15 protein-coding genes are annotated in these 16,036 nt (G+C 55.0%); 3 read left to right on the top strand and 12 right to left on the bottom strand.

The window, feature by feature from the left end; all coding sequences use genetic code 11:
* Nucleotides 1–22 precede the first annotated feature (22 nt).
* Entirely contained in the window at nucleotides 23–550 is a 528-nt protein-coding gene (locus RGB73_RS07535) for a hypothetical protein (RefSeq protein ID WP_310770585.1), read from the top strand.
* Nucleotides 551–680: 130 nt separating this feature from the next.
* Here the strand turns inward: RGB73_RS07535 and RGB73_RS07530 are convergent, their stop codons facing one another.
* The 6 genes from RGB73_RS07530 to RGB73_RS07505 form a co-directional block, all read right to left on the bottom strand.
* Nucleotides 681–1,823 carry a DUF4179 domain-containing protein gene (locus RGB73_RS07530; protein WP_310770584.1) on the bottom strand — a complete coding sequence of 381 codons (1,143 nt, stop codon included), beginning with the start codon at nucleotides 1,821–1,823 and terminating at the stop codon, nucleotides 681–683.
* The gene (locus RGB73_RS07525; RefSeq protein WP_310770583.1) at nucleotides 1,798–2,391 is read right to left on the bottom strand and encodes an RNA polymerase sigma factor; all 594 of its coding nucleotides are present in this window, start codon (nucleotides 2,389–2,391) and stop codon (nucleotides 1,798–1,800) included. Before RGB73_RS07525 ends, RGB73_RS07530 begins: the two co-directional genes overlap by 26 nt.
* Before the next feature lie 206 nt (nucleotides 2,392–2,597).
* A complete protein-coding gene (locus tag RGB73_RS07520) occupies nucleotides 2,598–4,697 on the bottom strand; it encodes a glycoside hydrolase family 3 protein (RefSeq protein ID WP_396136178.1) in 2,100 nt (699 codons plus the stop codon).
* 4 nt (nucleotides 4,698–4,701) lie between these two features.
* A complete protein-coding gene (locus tag RGB73_RS07515; RefSeq protein ID WP_310770582.1) occupies nucleotides 4,702–6,411 on the bottom strand; it encodes a serine hydrolase domain-containing protein in 1,710 nt (569 codons plus the stop codon).
* 11 nt (nucleotides 6,412–6,422) lie between these two features.
* Nucleotides 6,423–7,685, bottom strand: coding sequence for an exo-beta-N-acetylmuramidase NamZ family protein (locus RGB73_RS07510; protein ID WP_310770581.1), 1,263 nt, complete (start codon nucleotides 7,683–7,685; stop codon nucleotides 6,423–6,425).
* Between the two features lie 320 nt (nucleotides 7,686–8,005).
* Nucleotides 8,006–8,887: a sigma-70 family RNA polymerase sigma factor gene (locus RGB73_RS07505; protein WP_310770580.1), complete on the bottom strand. Its 882-nt coding sequence runs from the start codon at nucleotides 8,885–8,887 to the stop codon at nucleotides 8,006–8,008.
* A 222-nt stretch (nucleotides 8,888–9,109) separates the two neighbouring features.
* Between RGB73_RS07505 and RGB73_RS07500 the strand changes: the two genes are divergently transcribed.
* Nucleotides 9,110–9,535, top strand: a complete 426-nt coding sequence (locus RGB73_RS07500) for a VOC family protein (protein ID WP_310770579.1) — start codon at nucleotides 9,110–9,112, stop codon at nucleotides 9,533–9,535.
* Between the two features lie 149 nt (nucleotides 9,536–9,684).
* Here the strand turns inward: RGB73_RS07500 and RGB73_RS07495 are convergent, their stop codons facing one another.
* Entirely contained in the window at nucleotides 9,685–11,121 is a 1,437-nt protein-coding gene (locus RGB73_RS07495) for an MFS transporter (RefSeq protein WP_310770578.1), read from the bottom strand.
* 66 nt (nucleotides 11,122–11,187) lie between these two features.
* Here RGB73_RS07495 and RGB73_RS07490 point away from each other — a divergent pair, with 66 nt between their 5' ends.
* Entirely contained in the window at nucleotides 11,188–11,565 is a 378-nt protein-coding gene (locus tag RGB73_RS07490; protein ID WP_310770577.1) for an ArsR/SmtB family transcription factor, read from the top strand.
* A gap of 174 nt (nucleotides 11,566–11,739) precedes the next feature.
* Here the strand turns inward: RGB73_RS07490 and RGB73_RS07485 are convergent, their stop codons facing one another.
* The 5 genes from RGB73_RS07485 to RGB73_RS07465 all read right to left on the bottom strand — a co-directional run bounded on the left by RGB73_RS07485 (nucleotide 11,740) and on the right by RGB73_RS07465 (nucleotide 16,034).
* Complete coding sequence (locus tag RGB73_RS07485) at nucleotides 11,740–12,189, bottom strand: 2-thiouracil desulfurase family protein (protein ID WP_310770576.1); 450 nt, start codon at nucleotides 12,187–12,189, stop codon at nucleotides 11,740–11,742.
* A gap of 23 nt (nucleotides 12,190–12,212) precedes the next feature.
* Nucleotides 12,213–13,151, bottom strand: a complete 939-nt coding sequence (coaA, locus tag RGB73_RS07480) for a type I pantothenate kinase (RefSeq protein WP_310770574.1) — start codon at nucleotides 13,149–13,151, stop codon at nucleotides 12,213–12,215.
* A 215-nt stretch (nucleotides 13,152–13,366) separates the two neighbouring features.
* A complete protein-coding gene (locus tag RGB73_RS07475) occupies nucleotides 13,367–13,819 on the bottom strand; it encodes a Dps family protein (RefSeq protein WP_310770572.1) in 453 nt (150 codons plus the stop codon).
* 86 nt (nucleotides 13,820–13,905) lie between these two features.
* Entirely contained in the window at nucleotides 13,906–15,108 is a 1,203-nt protein-coding gene (locus tag RGB73_RS07470) for a M20 metallopeptidase family protein (protein WP_310770570.1), read from the bottom strand.
* Nucleotides 15,105–16,034, bottom strand: coding sequence for a S66 peptidase family protein (locus RGB73_RS07465; protein WP_310770568.1), 930 nt, complete (start codon nucleotides 16,032–16,034; stop codon nucleotides 15,105–15,107). Before RGB73_RS07465 ends, RGB73_RS07470 begins: the two co-directional genes overlap by 4 nt.
* Nucleotides 16,035–16,036 lie beyond the last annotated feature (2 nt).

Here is a 16,036-nt window from a genome sequence, read left to right as displayed (position 1 = left end):
ACATTCAAAAAGGTATGATAGCATGTACTCACTCCCTCAAATCCACGTCGAATCGAAAACGTACTGGCAGTTGATCGCCATCGTCATTGGTCTATTCTGTACACTGGCCCTTTGGCATGGGTATCGGGATGAACTTAGCCAGTTTACCCTGGAGTCTTCATCAGAGAGATCGATCCTTACCGGAATCATGTATCGAGTCGAAAACGACAAGGTTGTCGATGGGGAAGAGACAGACGAATTCACCTTCCTCACTTCACAAGGGAGCCTCAAAAGAACACTCGCACGAGAGGAAGGAAATCATCGGGAGCTTCTCGCCGTTCAACAGGAAATCCACTCGATTGTGCAAAAAGGGAATCAGATTGTTTTTTCGGTCATCATGCTGGTGTACATCTGGCTTTGCTGGTCCATCCTGCGCAAGTACCCGTTGGAGGCTTACCTCCGATTCCTCCCCGCCATGCTTTCCTACTATTTTGTCGTCTCTGTCTGGCATGACTGGCACGACATCCAGCAAAGCGCGGAGGATGTATCGGTGCTGCTTGCGAGATTGTAACTGGCCGGAGTGAAAAACGGGTTCGATTTGCCACTACAACCGCAAAAAAAAAAAGACGAGTGCTGCGCATCCGCGCACACTCGCCACGCTTTCTTTCTTCGGCCTTGCTCACCCCATCGTGCATATTTCATTAGATGCCGATGCTGTACTCCTCCAATTGTAGAGCGTAAAACTGTCCCTTGTGGTTGTATTTGCCGAGCACTGCTGGGGCGCCTTCTTTGGTGAATCGGACTACAGAGAAGCTTTTCGGATCCTTGGCCGCTTTGTAGCCCGTCAGATCGAGCTTCAGCAATTGCTTGGCCTGAATCGCCGCATTGGCCAGCAACTGGTCCTCGGTGTATCCTTCCATCACGGCGGCATATTTCGCCATTTCGTTCGGCTGATCTTCCAGATCGCTGGCCGCGACCTTCAAAATGCGGTTTGTCCCTTTTTCTACCACCACAAATACCGGTTTGAATTGCGAGTTGTCAAACAACAGTTCGTACATTTCTTTTCCGTTTTCCATGATAAAGGAAAGATGATCCAAAGGCCCTTTCTTCAAGCCGTCTAACGCCGTGCCGTCAAAGACGGTTTCTGCCGTCTTGAGAGCGGCGGGATCGACCTCCCCATTGGCAAGGCTCTTGACGACTCTGTGCAGCTTGCCGTCCTCCAAAACGACCGTCGTATTCTTCACTCTCGTGCTTAGATAGACCGCACCGCTTTTTATGGAAGATCCCTCGGGGAAATCTCCGTACTGGATCGTGATGTCCACTGTTTTGGCCTGAACCGGTTCTCCCTGAAATACTTTCTGCAGGGCGGCTTCCATTTGTTGTTTATAGGCATCCTTCAGGTCGTTCCACTGAACTTCCATTTGGATGTTTTGAGGCTGGCCATTCGCATTGACCATGACCTGGCTTCTGTCCGAGCCGTCCACCTTGTATGCCAAGCCCGAATCCTCTCCCATGCTCCAGGCTTCCTCATCGCCGTACGTATACGTCTTTCCGGTGAGCTCTGCGACCAGATTGCTCACGAGTGGAATGCCTTTGAGCGATTCGGCCATGGCTGGGGATACAGAGGCACTGCCGATCGCAGCGAGTCCCAGTACGGCTGCGGCGGATGTCGCCACCATTGCTTTTTTCATCAGTTTGCTGTTGTTATGTTTCATCCGTTTCTCTCCAATCCGTCTCATGATATGGTCGCTAAAGCTGTCTACAGGCATCTCTACTTGTTGAATCGCGCGCCGAATGTTGTTCTCAATATCTTGCTCCTTATGTAGTTCCGGCCATTTCTCCATAGACGATTCCTCCTCCAAGATTGTGATGTTCGATCAGTTTTTTGCGTAGCCGTTCGTACTTTTTGCGCAGCGTTGTCGGTTTGCATCCTGTGATTTGTCCGATTTCTTCAAAAGAATACTGTTCGACCGCCTTCAACAGAAGCAGGTTGGTTTCTTCCTGATTCAAATGCTGAAGCAGCTCCTGAACCGCATCGTTCGGACGTCTCATATAGGAAGAAGAAGACACCTGCTCCTGATAGCGCGATACAAGCCGCTGCCAGCGATTCTGCTTGCGGATTTGATCCAGACAGTGATGATAGGCGATCTTGTAGAGCCATGCGGAGAAAGACACCCGTTTTTCGTATCGGTCCAGCTCTTGATAAGCCTTGATAAAAATGTCCTGCACCGCATCCTCCGCTTCTTCGCGACTCTTCAAGATACAGAAGCAATACGTATAGATTTTCTTTTCGAAGGCGCGAATGATCACGGTGTACGTCTCGGAGTCGCCGGACTTCACTTGCCGGATGGCGGATTCGATATCCGAAGAGGGAGGCTCCGTTTGGCCTGTTAATAGGGCGGGTCGTTCCAAGCTGTTCACCTCCTTGCTTGTCTTGTTGAATGATACATAACTAAAACGCTCCAAAAAGCACAAATCGTGACAAGGTGAGGAAAAAATAAAAATATGGCTGCCGCCTTTTGGATTTTTTTTGTTTATCGGCAAAAAAAGAAGACCCGGCCATTCGACCGGATCTCCTTTGCGCCAAAGCGCTCCCATCTTTTTCCCCAATCAGATGCTCATCGCTCGTAGGATAAGCCGTGGCCGAACTCGTAAAGATCCCCGCCCTTGCCGTCCGGAATCGTGACCGGCAGTTTTCCCGTAGGGTTGTTTTTGCCGAAAATGGTGGCTGCCGCGGCCGCAAAGCTGGCATTGCGAAAACCGTACTGGGCGAGATAAGCATCCACTTCCGGATAAGCCATGATGTCGTACGGATTGCGAATGCCGATACCGATTACGGGCTTATCGGTTTCCTGGATGATTCCGTTGTAAATGCTCATCAGAGCGTTGTCCGGCGACCGTCCTTTTACATCAAACGTATAGGAGCCGATGATCACGGCGTCTGCCTCGTCTACCAGCTTCTTCTGCTCGGCGCTGAGCGCCCCGTTGGCGATTTGGACCACCGATGTATGGGCATGGTGTTTTTTCACCGCGTCAGCCAGGCTGTCGGCATACGTCGTCCCGACTACGACAATCTTTTTGTCATCTTCGAGCGCAAGCGGCAGCACGCCGCTGTTTTTGACCAGGGTCACCGAGCGGGCGGCCGCTTCAGCTTCCACCTGCTTGTTTTCCGCAGAGCCGACTATCGCCTGCGCACGCTTGATTTGCGCGTCCACTCCCTCCGGCTCTTCCGCTTTGAAGATACCCCGCTTCACCTTCAACGTCAGGATCCGTTTGACGGACTGTTCAATCCGCGCTTCGCTGATCTCTCCATTTTTCACGGCCTGGAGGATACCGCCCGTCACCTCTTCCAAACCGACCGGCATCAGCACGATATCCACGCCCGCCTTCACGGCCCGGACTGCCGCGTCTACCGGACCGAAGTGGTCAGCGATCGCCTGCATGTTCATGGCATCGGTGGATACGACGCCGTCGAAGCCCAGCTCGTCGCGGATTAGCCCAGTGATGACTTTGGGCGACAGCGTGGCAGGCAGCGCAATTTCCGTCCCGTCCTTCTTCGAGATCACCTTGGTGTCGTCGATTTTCGGGAAAGTGACATGGGCGGTCATGATCGCATCCACTCCCGCCTCCATCGCTTTTTTGAACGGATACAGCTCGACTTTTGACAGACGGTCTTTGTCGTGGGGAACTTCCGGCAAGCCCAGATGGGAATCGACGGCGGTATCGCCATGGCCGGGAAAGTGCTTGGCCGTAGCGGCGATGCCGTTTTGCTGCAGCCCTTTTATATAAGCGACCCCCAAATCGCTGACCAGCTGCGGGTCCTCCCCGAACGACCTGACACCGATCACCGGGTTGTCCGGGTTATTGTTCACATCCATGTCAGGAGCGAAGTTGGTGTTGATCCCAAGGGCAGCCAGTTCCTTGCCGATGACGTCCCCTACCTGAAAGGCGAGCTCCTTCGAGCGGGTAGCGCCCAGCGCCATGTTGCCCGGCATGTCCGTCCCCTGCTGCAATCGGGTGACGATCCCGCCCTCCTGGTCAATCGTCACCATGAGCCCGTATTTTTCAGCCGCCAGCTGATAGTCATGGACGAGGCGTACCGTCTGCTCCGTGTTCACCACATTCTCCCGGAACAAGATCACACCGCCGACCTTGTATTTCTTGACCAGAGCCTCGATTTCCGGCAGCATGCTCGTGACGTCTTTGCCGTTCCATTTGCGAAAATCGGGCATCATCATCTGCCCCACTTTTTCTTCCAATGTCATGCCCGCAATCGCTTTGTCGATGATCCGGTAGCGCTCCCCTTTCTGCTTGACGACCGATACCTTCTGCTCCCCGCGATCCTTATAGTCGAAGGCGATACGGTCTTCGAACGTGCCGTCGGTCACGGAGATGAAAGTTCTTCCCGGGTGCTTGGCAAAGCGTACGGTACCCTCTTTATCGACAGCCGCCACATTCTTGTTGGATGTTTTCCATTCCAAGTCTTTGGATGCTTTTTCAAAATGACCGTCCCGGTAAACATGAAGCGCCTGCAGCTGGACCGTGTCCTCTTCTACGCCCGTATCTACCTCGGGAGCGTTCAGACTGATGACCAGATCCACAACCTCACCCTGTTCCTGTGCGTTTGTATTCTGTACGCCCTGCGAAAAAAAGGCTTGGCTCAGCAGCATGGAAAGCGCCAACAAAGCGGCGCTGACTTTTTTTCTCCCGACACTCATGGCCTCATCTCCTTTTATTTGTCTCTTGCGACCAGCCATCCGCCATCCACTCGACATCCACCTCATCGCCTGCTTCATCCGTCACTTTCGGAGCATGGACAAACCATCCCCGTCCGTTCACGGTCTTGTCTGTGGCATAGCGAAAACGGATTTCCTTGGTCCCGGAAGGAAGCTCCCACGAGATGCTTTCCCAGTCGCTTTCACCCGTTGCGGCGGGACCGACCTCTGTCCAGTTCTCGCCGTCCGCGGACGCTTCGACATAGCCGAAATCCGACTCGTTTTCCAGCCGGTACCAGGTATCGTACGTGATCGTCCCCCCATCGGCAAGGTCTACCTCGGCGGTCAGCGTATTTTGCTGTTCGTCGCCGACACCCGCAAACCAGGCTCCGTCCTTCCAAGGGATCTCGACCGGGATCGCCAGCGCTGCCAGGCGGGCGACTCCCCTCCGGACCGGATTGGTAGAGACGGTATTGCGCGTAGGGTGTACGCGATTGGTGAGGACGATGCAAATGGTTTCATTGTTCGGACTGACCACGATCGAGGTGCCGGTATAACCGGTATGCCCCAGCGTCTTGGAGTCGCTCAAGGCATCCATGTACCAGCCCTGGTTCAGCTCCCAGCCGAGACCGTGGTCATCTCCCGGAAACTCCGGAATCTGGTTTTCCGTCATCAGTTTGATCGATTCCTCGGACAGAATCCGCTTCCCGCCGTATTTCCCGCCATTCAGCATCATTTGCGCAAAGACAGCCAGGTCGCGGGCGGAGCTGAACACTCCCGCATGACCCGCCACGCCGTCCAGCGACCAGGCATTCTCGTCATGCACTTCGCCCCAAACCAATTCCCTGTCTGTCCACGGCTGGTATTCCGTAGCCGCGATCCGCTTTTTCAGGCGTTCATTCGGATTGTACATCGTATCGGACATGCCCAGAGGCTCCGTGATGTGCTTGCGGACGTACTCATCCAGGCGTTGGCCCGTCAGCTTTTCCACCAGTGCCCCCAGCGTGATCAAATTGAGATCGCTGTATACGTATTCGGTACCTGGACGGTTGACGAGGGGATGGCGCAAGACGATCTCCATTCTTTCTTCCCGGCTGCTTCCCATTGTATACAGCGGAATGAACGGCTCAAAGCCGGAGGTATGAGTCAACAGCTGGCGGATAGTGACCTTTTCCTTGCCGTTTTCCGCAAACTCGGGAAGGTAGTCGGCGACCGGATCGTCCAGGTCGAACCGTCCCTTCTCGTACAGCTGCATGACGGCCGTGGAAGTAAACAGCTTGCTTACCGAAGCCAGGTCGAAAATGGTGTCCGTTTTCATCCGAACAGGCTGATCCAACGGCGTTTTTTCGTCATCGGCGTATTTCGCGGAGAAGCCGTACGCCTGTTCTTTGACGATCACACCGCGTCGGGCGACGAGCACGACCGCGCCAGGCATCACGCCTTGGTCAATCGACGATTCGATAAGCGAATCGATCTCCTCCAGCGGTGCAGCTGACATGCCTGCCGCCGAAGGCTTCCCCGGATGCAGCTTGCCGCTGGATTGGCCGGGCTTGTCCCACGGATGGGAAAGCGGATGCTTGACAGGCTTGGTCTTCTTCTCCTTCTTTTCGATGGCCGGCGCTTCCCCGTCCCCACGCTTGGCGGCAATGGCCGGAAAAGCCATGGCCCCCCACGCCAAACTGACACATAGACCGACAATGGCGGCCCGTTTTTTCATGGGAATCACTCCTAACGGTAGAGCAGATACGACTCGCGCAGCTGCCTGAATGCCTTCAACTCTTTTTGCCATTTCGCGATGATTTTGTCCACGGATGCCCCGTCATCGATGGCTTTGCGGACCTCGTCCGTTCCCATCAGCTTGTCGATCCAGTTGTCGTTGCGCCAGGCAAAATCGTTCGGGTACAGCTTTTTCAATTCCACCATGATGGAAAGAGCTGTGCGTATCGGGTCGTATTTGTCGGGATCGGTCACGTAGAGCTGCAGCCCGCCGACGTTTTGTCCGGCATGCTTGGAGAACGTAGGATTGAAGTATGCCTCCCGGAAGGACACGCCCGGCAAATCAAGGCGATTCATTCGGTCCGCGATCTCCCATCCTTTTATATAGGGGGCCCCGATCAGCTCGAACGGCCGGGTGGTTCCGCGTCCCTCGGACAGATTGGTGCCTTCGAACAGGCAGTTGCCCGGATATACCAGGGCCGTATCGGGAGTCGGCATGTTGGGAGACGGCAGCACCCACGGGAGTCCCGTCTCGTCAAACAGCATGTCCCGCTTCCAGCCCTTCATCTGGACGACTTGCAGATCGACCTTTTTCCCCAGCTCTTTTTCAAAGAATTGCTCATTGAAAAGCGTGGCTAGCTCTCCCACTGTCATGCCGTGACGGACCGGTATCGGATAGATGCCTACGAACGACTGGTAATCGGGGTCGAGCACAGGTCCCTCCACCTTTTCTCCCCCGATAGGATTGGGCCGATCCAGCACAATAAAAGGCTTGTCCTCCAAGGCTGCCGCTTTCATGGCGTACGCCATCGTGGAAATATACGTGTAGAAGCGCGAGCCGACATCCTGGATATCGAACAGGATGACATCCGCATCGCGGAACATCGGAGCGATTTCCTCCGGCGTCTTCCCGTACAGATTGTAAAACGGCAGTCCTGTCTTTGGATCTTCGTAGGTGCCGGGAGCTGATCCCGCCTGCTCCGTTCCCCGAATCCCGTGCTCCGGACCATACACCGCCACCAGATCGATGTTTTTTTCCAGCAGGGCGTCCACATCGTGCGTCAGGTCTGCCGTAACCCCGGTCGGGTTTGTAATGAGCCCCACTTTTTTCCCATTCAGCATTTTCGGATTCTCAAGCAGCCTTTCGATGCCGGTCTGGACAACGCTGCCCCTCTTCTTTTCTTTGGCCAAACCGAGATCGGCTGCTCCTGCTGCGGTCAACGTACAGAGCAAAACTAGGATCGACAGAGTGCGAATCCAACGAGTCTTCTTCACTGCAACATCACCTCCAGATTGCTAGATTGCAAAAGGGATAAAAACGGTCCTCCTTTCCACCTGGTCGGATATGGCTGTCTCCCGCAGATTTTTGGAAGTATCTACCACTGATAATAAAGCTTTCAAACTGATTTTTCACGGGAACCATTTACCAAATTTTCTAAAAAGTCAATCTGAAGATAGCCGGTTCCCTAGTTCTTTGTATCTAGCCCAGGGACGATAATCTAAAAAACGCACTGTCTGTGAACACGACAATGCGCTTTGTGCTATCCGATCCTTTTTTTGTGCGATTGCAGCTCTTTGTTTCGTTCGTCTAGTCTCTAGTCGTGGCTCAAAACAGCTATGTCAAGTTCACGAAGGCGTGACTCATCGGCAATCATCTCAATCTCGGTGATCTTGTCATCCACTACCTTGAGTTCGAGTGCGAAGAGCAGTCGACCGCGAGGAGCCACGATGACGCCCACAGACCCGTTCACGAGCACCGCCCGCGCGCCCTGGGCACGACCGGCAAATTGCTTGGCCACCGCTTGCGAACCATGTACGACCGGCGAGTTGGCGACGGGCGCGAAAGCCGTGTCGTTTCGGAGTACGACATTTGGATCTAATACCGAAAGAAGCTTTTCAAAGTCTCCGGTACGCGAAGCGACCAGAAACGCATCGACAAGCTCCTGTTTTCGCATGTGCTCCTCTGTCTTCGATGCGGGCTCGGCCCCCTGAACACGCCGGCGCGCTCGGCTCGCAAGCTGTCGGGCTGCGACCTCGTTCCGCCCGATAATGGGAGCGATCTCCGTGAAAGACAATGCGAAAACATCGTGCAATACGAACGCAATGCGTTCGGCGGGGGTCAATTTCCCGAGGACCACAAGCATCGCAAGACCGACAGAATCGGCCATCAGCGCTTCGTGCTCGGGGTGGCTTCCGTCTTGGGGGCCGGCAACCGGTTCCGGAACACTTCCCATCGCAAGATCCTCCCGCCGGGATTTACGAGATCGCAGCATATCCAGACACACTCTCGAGACGATGGTTGTCAGCCATCCCCCCATGTTTTCAACTCGGCTGGTATCGGAGCGGCTCAGGCGTATCCATGACTCCTGCAACGCATCATCCGCTTCGCTCAGAGATCCGAGCATCCGGTAAGCCACGGCCTGCAGGTGATTCCGATGGGCCTCGAATTGTTCTACAAGCCAGTTGTGATCGTTCATGCGCGCCATTCCTTCCTTTTCATCCTCTTTACTACCTATGTCGTACGAAACTCCACAGATGTGACCGGAGATGTACATGTGCCTACCTGAAAAATTTTTTCCCGATCCGGTCACGTTTCCTCGCTGACACCCGACATAGTGAGTGACAAGGGAAATCGGCCAATATGAAAATACTCTGCCGGTATCCCGGCCAAAACCATGGTGAAAAAGGAGAGGATTGTTGTGAGTACGAGTTTGATCCCATTTCTTGAGATGAACGGCAACGCGAATGAGGCAATTGATTTGTACGTGAAAGCGCTGGATGCCAAGGTGGTTTACACGCTGCGATTTGGCGATATGCCGGAAAATCCGGAATCTCCGCTGCCTTTGGAAAAGAAAGAATGGATCAGTTTTGCCATCCTGAAAATCGGCGAATCGGAGCTTCATCTCACCGACCATTTTACCGGCGGCAGCTACCAGAAGGGGACCCAAGTGACCATCGTTGTCCAAACTCCTGACAAAGACAAAGCTATCCAATATTTTGAAGCACTGAAAGAGGGCGGTCAAGTGAATGATCCGATGCAGGCAAGTTTCTTCAGCCCCGCTTACGGCAATGTAACGGATCAATTCGGCGTCACCTTCCGGATCCTCGCAAAAGGGCGCCAGTGATCTGCCACCTCGCCTCGTCCCTGCATGCAGCAGGAAATGCAAGCGGCTCAATTCGCATCGTCTGCGATAGGGCCGCTTGCTTGCTTTTTTGCGAGTGCCGGCCAAAACCGCGTTCTTACCTCTTACGGTCTTGGCCGCGGAATGACAATTTACCGCTTTCGAGGCAAAAACAAGGCGACAATCGCGCCGAGAAGGATGCCGAGCGCCGCCAGATAAATGGCTGTCCGCTCACCTGCCGAGATGGCTTCGAGCAGAGCCTCGCCGGTTTTTCCTTGGATACCGGTGTTGGCAACGGCGATCAGAATGGCAAGACCTACGGCGTTGCCGATATTAAGCGCAGTCGACGCAATACCGGATGCTACGCCCTGCTCTTCCTTGGCTACACCGCTGGAGGCGGCGACCCACATGCCGGTCCATGTAATCCCTTGGCCGATACCCGATAGGATGAGTCCCGGAACGATGATGAGGTAACTGCTGCCGACATGCGCGCCAACCGGCATCAGCAGCGTACCGACTACTCCGACGAGCATGCCGATCAGCAGCGTACTGCGTGCCTCCCAACGGGTGGCCAGCCGTTCGCCGAGCTGAGTGCCCGCTGCAATGGCCAGAGCAGGGATGAGAAAGGCAAGTCCGGTCTTCAGCGCACTGTATCCATGCACGTTTTGAAAAAGGATCGTAAGGAAATACGGCAGCGCACCGAACGTTCCCATAAAAATGAATGTAATGACGGAGCCTGCAACCAGGCTGCGATTGCGAAATAGATGCAGCGGCATTAACGGATCGACGCTTCGTGCCTGGATAAAAGCGAAGACCGCCAGGAGTATCAAGGAAAGAGCGGCGCATGCCATGATATACGGGGAAGTCCAACCGAATTCGGGCCCCTGCACGAGAACATAAACCAGGAGTGTGGCGCCTGCCGTCACGGTGACGGCTCCCGGTATATCAAAGCGGCGCTTCCTTTCCACGGGCTCGTCGCGGGGAATGAGAAATATGGCGACCAGAGCGACGATCCCTGCGAGCGGCACATTGACGTAAAAGACGGCTTCCCAGCCAAAAGCATTGGTCAGCAATCCGCCCAGTAGCGAACCGATCGTCAGTCCGCTGGCGCCGGCTCCGCCCCATACGGCAAGTGCGCGGTTACGGAGCGGCCCTTCTTCAAACAATCGGTTGAGCAGAGACAAAGTGGCCGGAAAAAGAAACGCCGCACCAATGCCCTGGATCGCGCGGGCGATGATAATGACCAGCACGTTCCAAGCGAGTCCACCGAGCAAGGACGAAACCGCGTAGAGGAGCAAAGCGAAAATAAACATTCGTTTATGTCCCAGCAAATCTGCGGCACGTCCCCCGAGAAGCAGAAAACCTCCGCAGAAAATCATATAGGCGCTGACCACCCATTGCAACGACTGCTTCGTAAATCCGAGTCCCTGGCCAATTTCCGGGAGAGCCACGTAGACAATATTGATGTCAAGACCGTAAATAAGTTGGGCCAAGGCGAGCAGAGCCAAGCTCCATCCCAAGGCTCGCTGCTTGACGGCCGCCTTTTCCGGCGCGGCAGCATGAAGCCGAGTTTGTGGACCGGTAGACATGAATCGATCACTCCTACATTTCAATTTTTTTTGAAACGTTTCGAAGTGATTATATTTCAAGAAAAGTTGAAACGTCAAGAAGGGAATGCTATAATTTTTTCCATGGGACATAATGATGAACTTTCAGTAGCCCAAGCGGCTAAAGTACTCAGCGATCCAATCCGGCTAAAAGTATTGATGCTTCTGAAAGAGGGCAGACAAGAGGATTATCAGTCGCCAGTCTGTTCGGCTTTTGCTCATGCCATCTGTCCAGAGGATTTGAAGCTCGGATTGGGTGGCATCTCGTCGTCGAAGCTGTCGTATCATTTGAAGGAATTGAAGGACGAAGGCTTCATTCAGGAGTGCAGGGAGGGAAAACGGATCTACTATCTCCTCAAGCCTGACCGGTTTAAAAGCTTGATTGAATCGCTCCGCATTTTTTTACCAGATGGGAAGCAGATATAAGGCGTACCTCGCAACCTCTCCGTGCGGTAGTGCCCTTCTCCCATTAGAAAACCTGGTACGCCAACCCTTATGGCGGAGCCGTGAATGGAATTTGATCAATTCCTATCTGAAAAATAAAAAGGATAGGGTGTTCAGAAATCGTCTGAACACCCTATCCACTCTGCTCTTGCCCATCTACTCATCGTTGCTTTGCTCGGAACGAACGTCAATTCCATTGCGGCGAAACAGCGCTGCGGTCAGGCCGACCCCCGTCACCTTTTTGCCGGAAAACGTGCCGTCATAGACGAACGAGCTCCCGCACGACGGGCTGTTTTCCTTCAGGATGGCGGACGTAGCCCCGACCGTTTGCGCCAGCTTCAAGGCTTGGCGGGCCCCCATCAAAAACTCCTCCGTCACGTCGGCTCCCGTCTGATCCACGATCCGTGCTTTCCCGTCCAACACATCATAGCCGTCGCCACCGATGATTTCCGCAGGCGGCCGCGGTGTCGGCAAGCCCCCCAGCTGCTCCGGACAAACAGGAATTGCCTTGCCTTCCCGGAGCAGCTCCTCGAGCTGGGCATCCAGGCAAGATTTCTGGTCATACCGACATTCGCAGCCGATTAAACAGGCACTGACTACTTTCATGATGATCCCTCCCATCCCTTTCGTTACAGCTTGCGCAAGTTTACGCTTTGCACCATGTGATCCTCGCCCTTGTTGAGGATCAGCTGCGCGCGGACGCGGGTCGGCAAAATGTTCTGGCGGAGGTTGGCTCCGTTGATTTCATTCCAGATGCCTGTGGCGACTTCCACCGCCTCCTCATCCGACAGACTGGCATAGCGGCGGAAATACGAGGATGGATTGGAAAAGGCCGTCTGCCTGAGCAGCTTGAATCGCTCTACGTACCATTGCAAAATATCGTGTTCGTCTGCGTGCACGTAAATCGTGAAATCAAAAAAGTCGGACACGATGACTTCGGAAATGCGCTGCTCGGCAGCAGCCTCCCGTGGCGGCTGCAGCACGTTCAGCCCTTCCACGATCAGGATGTCCGGCTGACGCACCGTCTGCCACTCTTCCGGGACGATGTCGTAGACCAAGTGGGAATAGACGGGTGCTTTTACTTCCGGCAGCCCTGATTTCACATCAGACAAAAAGCGAATGAAGCGCCGCAGGTTGTAGCTCTCCGGAAAGCCTTTGCGCTTCATGATGCCCCGCTCCTCCAGGATGCGGTTGGGATAAAGAAAACCGTCTGTGGTCACCAGGTCGACCTTGGGATGGTTCGGCCAGCGGGACAAGAGTGTCTGCAAAATCCGCGCCGTCGTGCTCTTTCCTACCGCGACGCTCCCGGCAATCCCGATAATGAACGGCACCTTGCCGTCCTTGTTGCCGAGAAACGTGTGGGTAGCCTGATACAGCTCCTGTGTCGCCCCTACATACAGATTGAGAAGGCGTGACAGCGGAAGGTATATATCCGCTACCTCTGTCATCGATACGTTTTCGTTGACGCCCTGCAGACAGGCGAGTTCTTCATCGGATATCGTCAGCGGAGTGGAAGCCCGAAGCGCTCTCCACTGCTCGCGATTGAACGTCACGTAAGGTGATGCCATAGGAATGTACATCCTTTCCATCATGAAAGTGCTTTCTTTACTTCATCACACAGCTAGTTTACACCAGCGGGCCAGTCTTGGGAACAAGAGGGTTGTCCCAAACCGGCCAAGAAAAGCACTTCCCGTCTTCCGAAAACCTGGCAACGCCTTTTGCCGGAACAAAAAAACAAGCTGACGCCCGTCTCTATCCGGCATCAGCTTGTCGTACTTTCACCTTATTTTCCCAAAAACGCCTTCAGCATCCACATGTGCTTTTCCAGGCTCTCCGTCATTTCGAGGAACATGTCGCCGGTGGCTTCGTCATTCCCCGCCTCGGCTGCAGCGATCCCTTCCTTCAGCTCGCCGACGAGCGTGGAAAAATCGCTGATTACCTCCTGCACCATCTGCTCGGCAGTCTCGCCGCCAGCCGCCTCTTTGATGGAGGCTTGCCCGATACAGGCCTGCATGGTGGACACCGGCTTGCCGCCTACCGTCAGCAGGCGTTCCGCCAAATCATCCACGTACTTGGCTGCCTCGTTGTACAGCTCCTCGAACTTGGCGTGCAGGGTGAAGAAGTTCGGCCCTTGGACATACCAGTGAAAGTGGTGGAGCTTTATATACATCACGGACCAGTTCGCTACCTGCTTGTTCAGCACTTCAGTGACAGGACGGCTCATCGTTATGCTCATAATCGACACAACATCCTTTCATGAAAGATCGTTCGTAGTGTGCCGCCGCGAGCTGATTGCTATACCCGATGAGCGGGTTTTCGTCCTTACTTTTCCGCACGCTCCTGCAAAAAGGTCCACGCATTGAACGCCTGCATGGCTGCTCCGACAGCAAGACTGCTCTCGTCCAGATCAAAGAGCGGGTGATGGACCGGATATGTGCACCCCGCCGCTTCATTCCGTACGCCCAAATGGTAAAAAGCGCTCGGAACATGCTCCGCGAAGAAAGCGAAATCCTCGACCCCCATCATGGGGAAATCGTTTACGCGGACTTGTTCTGCTCCGAGCATGGTTTCTCCGCACCGCTTCACGAGGTCGACCATCGCCTTGTTGTTGATCAGCGAGGTGTAGCCTTCCTCCAGCTCGACCGTCGCTTCGCCCCCGAGGCTTTTCGCGGTCAGCTCGGCGACTTCGCGGACCCGCTGTTTGACAGATGCGCGAACGAGTTTGTCCAGCGTGCGAATCGTCCCTGTCAGCTTCACTTCCCGCGCCAAAATGTTTCCCGCCGTTCCGCCGGAAATGACCCCGAGCGTGATGACAGCCGCCTCCCGTGGATCGACATTGCGGCTGACGATGGTTTGCAGCGCCGTGATCACATGCGCCGCAATGACGATGGCGTCCCTGCCTTTGTGCGGGTAGGCTCCGTGACCGTTTTCCCCGCGCACCGTGATGTGCAGATCGTCCGAAGAAGCATTCATCTGGCCGTACTTCACGGCAATTTTCCCGACGGGCAATTCCGGAGAGACATGCAGGCCGAAACACGCTTCTACCCGAGGGTTTTCCAGCACCCCTTCGCGAATCATCGGCAAAGCCCCGCCTACCGTCTCCTCCGCAGGCTGGAAGAACAGCTTTACCGTGCCGGGCAGCAGCTCTTTGTGTTCGCTTAGGATACGCGCGGCGCCCAAGAGGCAGGTCATGTGGGCATCGTGTCCGCACGCGTGCATCTTCCCTCCGATTTTCGAACGGTAAGCCGTATCGTTGACCTCATCGATCGGCAAAGCGTCCATATCCCCTCGCAAGGCTACCGCAGCTCCCGGCAATCCGCCCTGAATCAGTCCAACCACGCCAGTGCCTGCCGCTTTGTAAAAAGGGATGCCTATCTCCTCCAAATAGCCGATGATCTTCTCCTGGGTCCGGAACTCCTCCATGCCAAGCTCGGGATACTGGTGAAAATCGCGGCGCACACTGGTGAGCCACGGCAACATTTCCTGGGCCCGCTGCTGGATTTGCTCTGCCTGGATCGCGCTCATACCGTCACACTCTCCTCGATGGTCAGCCTGCAGCCCGATGCATCAAGGGTCGCCTCCACCCCGAGCGGCAGTGCCATGTTGGTCGTGCCGTGACCGATCTGAACATTCCAGATCGTTGGCTTTTGAAAAGGGATCACGATGTTCTGGAAGACGTCCCAGACGGTGAAGCCTTCCCGTTTTTTCGGCTCGCAGTCGGTCCACGTCCCGATGATGACGCCCGCGCAATCGTCAAACAGCCCTCCCAGCGCAAGTTGGGTCAGCATGCGGTCGATGCGGTACGGTTCTTCGTCGATGTCTTCCAGGAACAACAGCTTTCCCCGGGTGTCTAGCTGAAAAGGAGTCCCCATCAAGGCTGCGACAAGCGCCAGGTTTCCTCCGACGATCGGTCCGCTGGCCACTCCCTCGACCAGGCAGACGAGCTCTTCTCCCGGCGGATTGAGGATTTGGCCGAGCGGCTCCGGACGGGTCATCGCCCGCATCAAATACTGCTTGGACCAGTCGTTCAGCCCGTGGGCGATATCGGAGGTCGCCATCGGTCCGTGCAGCGTAGCCAAGCCTGCCTGTTGTCCAAATGCCGCGTGCAGCGCCGTGATGTCGCTGTATCCGATGAACAGCTTCGGATTTTGGGCGATGCAGTCGTAGTCGAGCAGCGAGAGAATTTGTGGGGCCCCGTAACCCCCGCGCATGCACATGATGCCGTCCACCTCGTCATCCGCGAACATCGCATTGAGCTCAAACGCCCGCTGCTCAGGCGTTCCTGCAAGATACCCCCCATACGTCTCCCGGCAAGTGCCGCTTACCTTTACTTTGTATCCCCACGATTCCAAGACGGCAATCGATTTGACAAGCACTTCCTCCGTCGCCGGACTCGAGGTGGCCACCACCCCGATCGTATCTCCAGCGCGCAATGCTTTTCCTTTGTTCATCC

The sequence above is a fragment of the Brevibacillus brevis genome (genome assembly GCF_031583145.1).
GTDB classification, from domain to species: domain Bacteria; phylum Bacillota; class Bacilli; order Brevibacillales; family Brevibacillaceae; genus Brevibacillus; species Brevibacillus brevis_E.
Note: the sequence above shows the minus strand (reverse complement) of the source record. Positions and strands in the feature narration are given on the sequence as shown.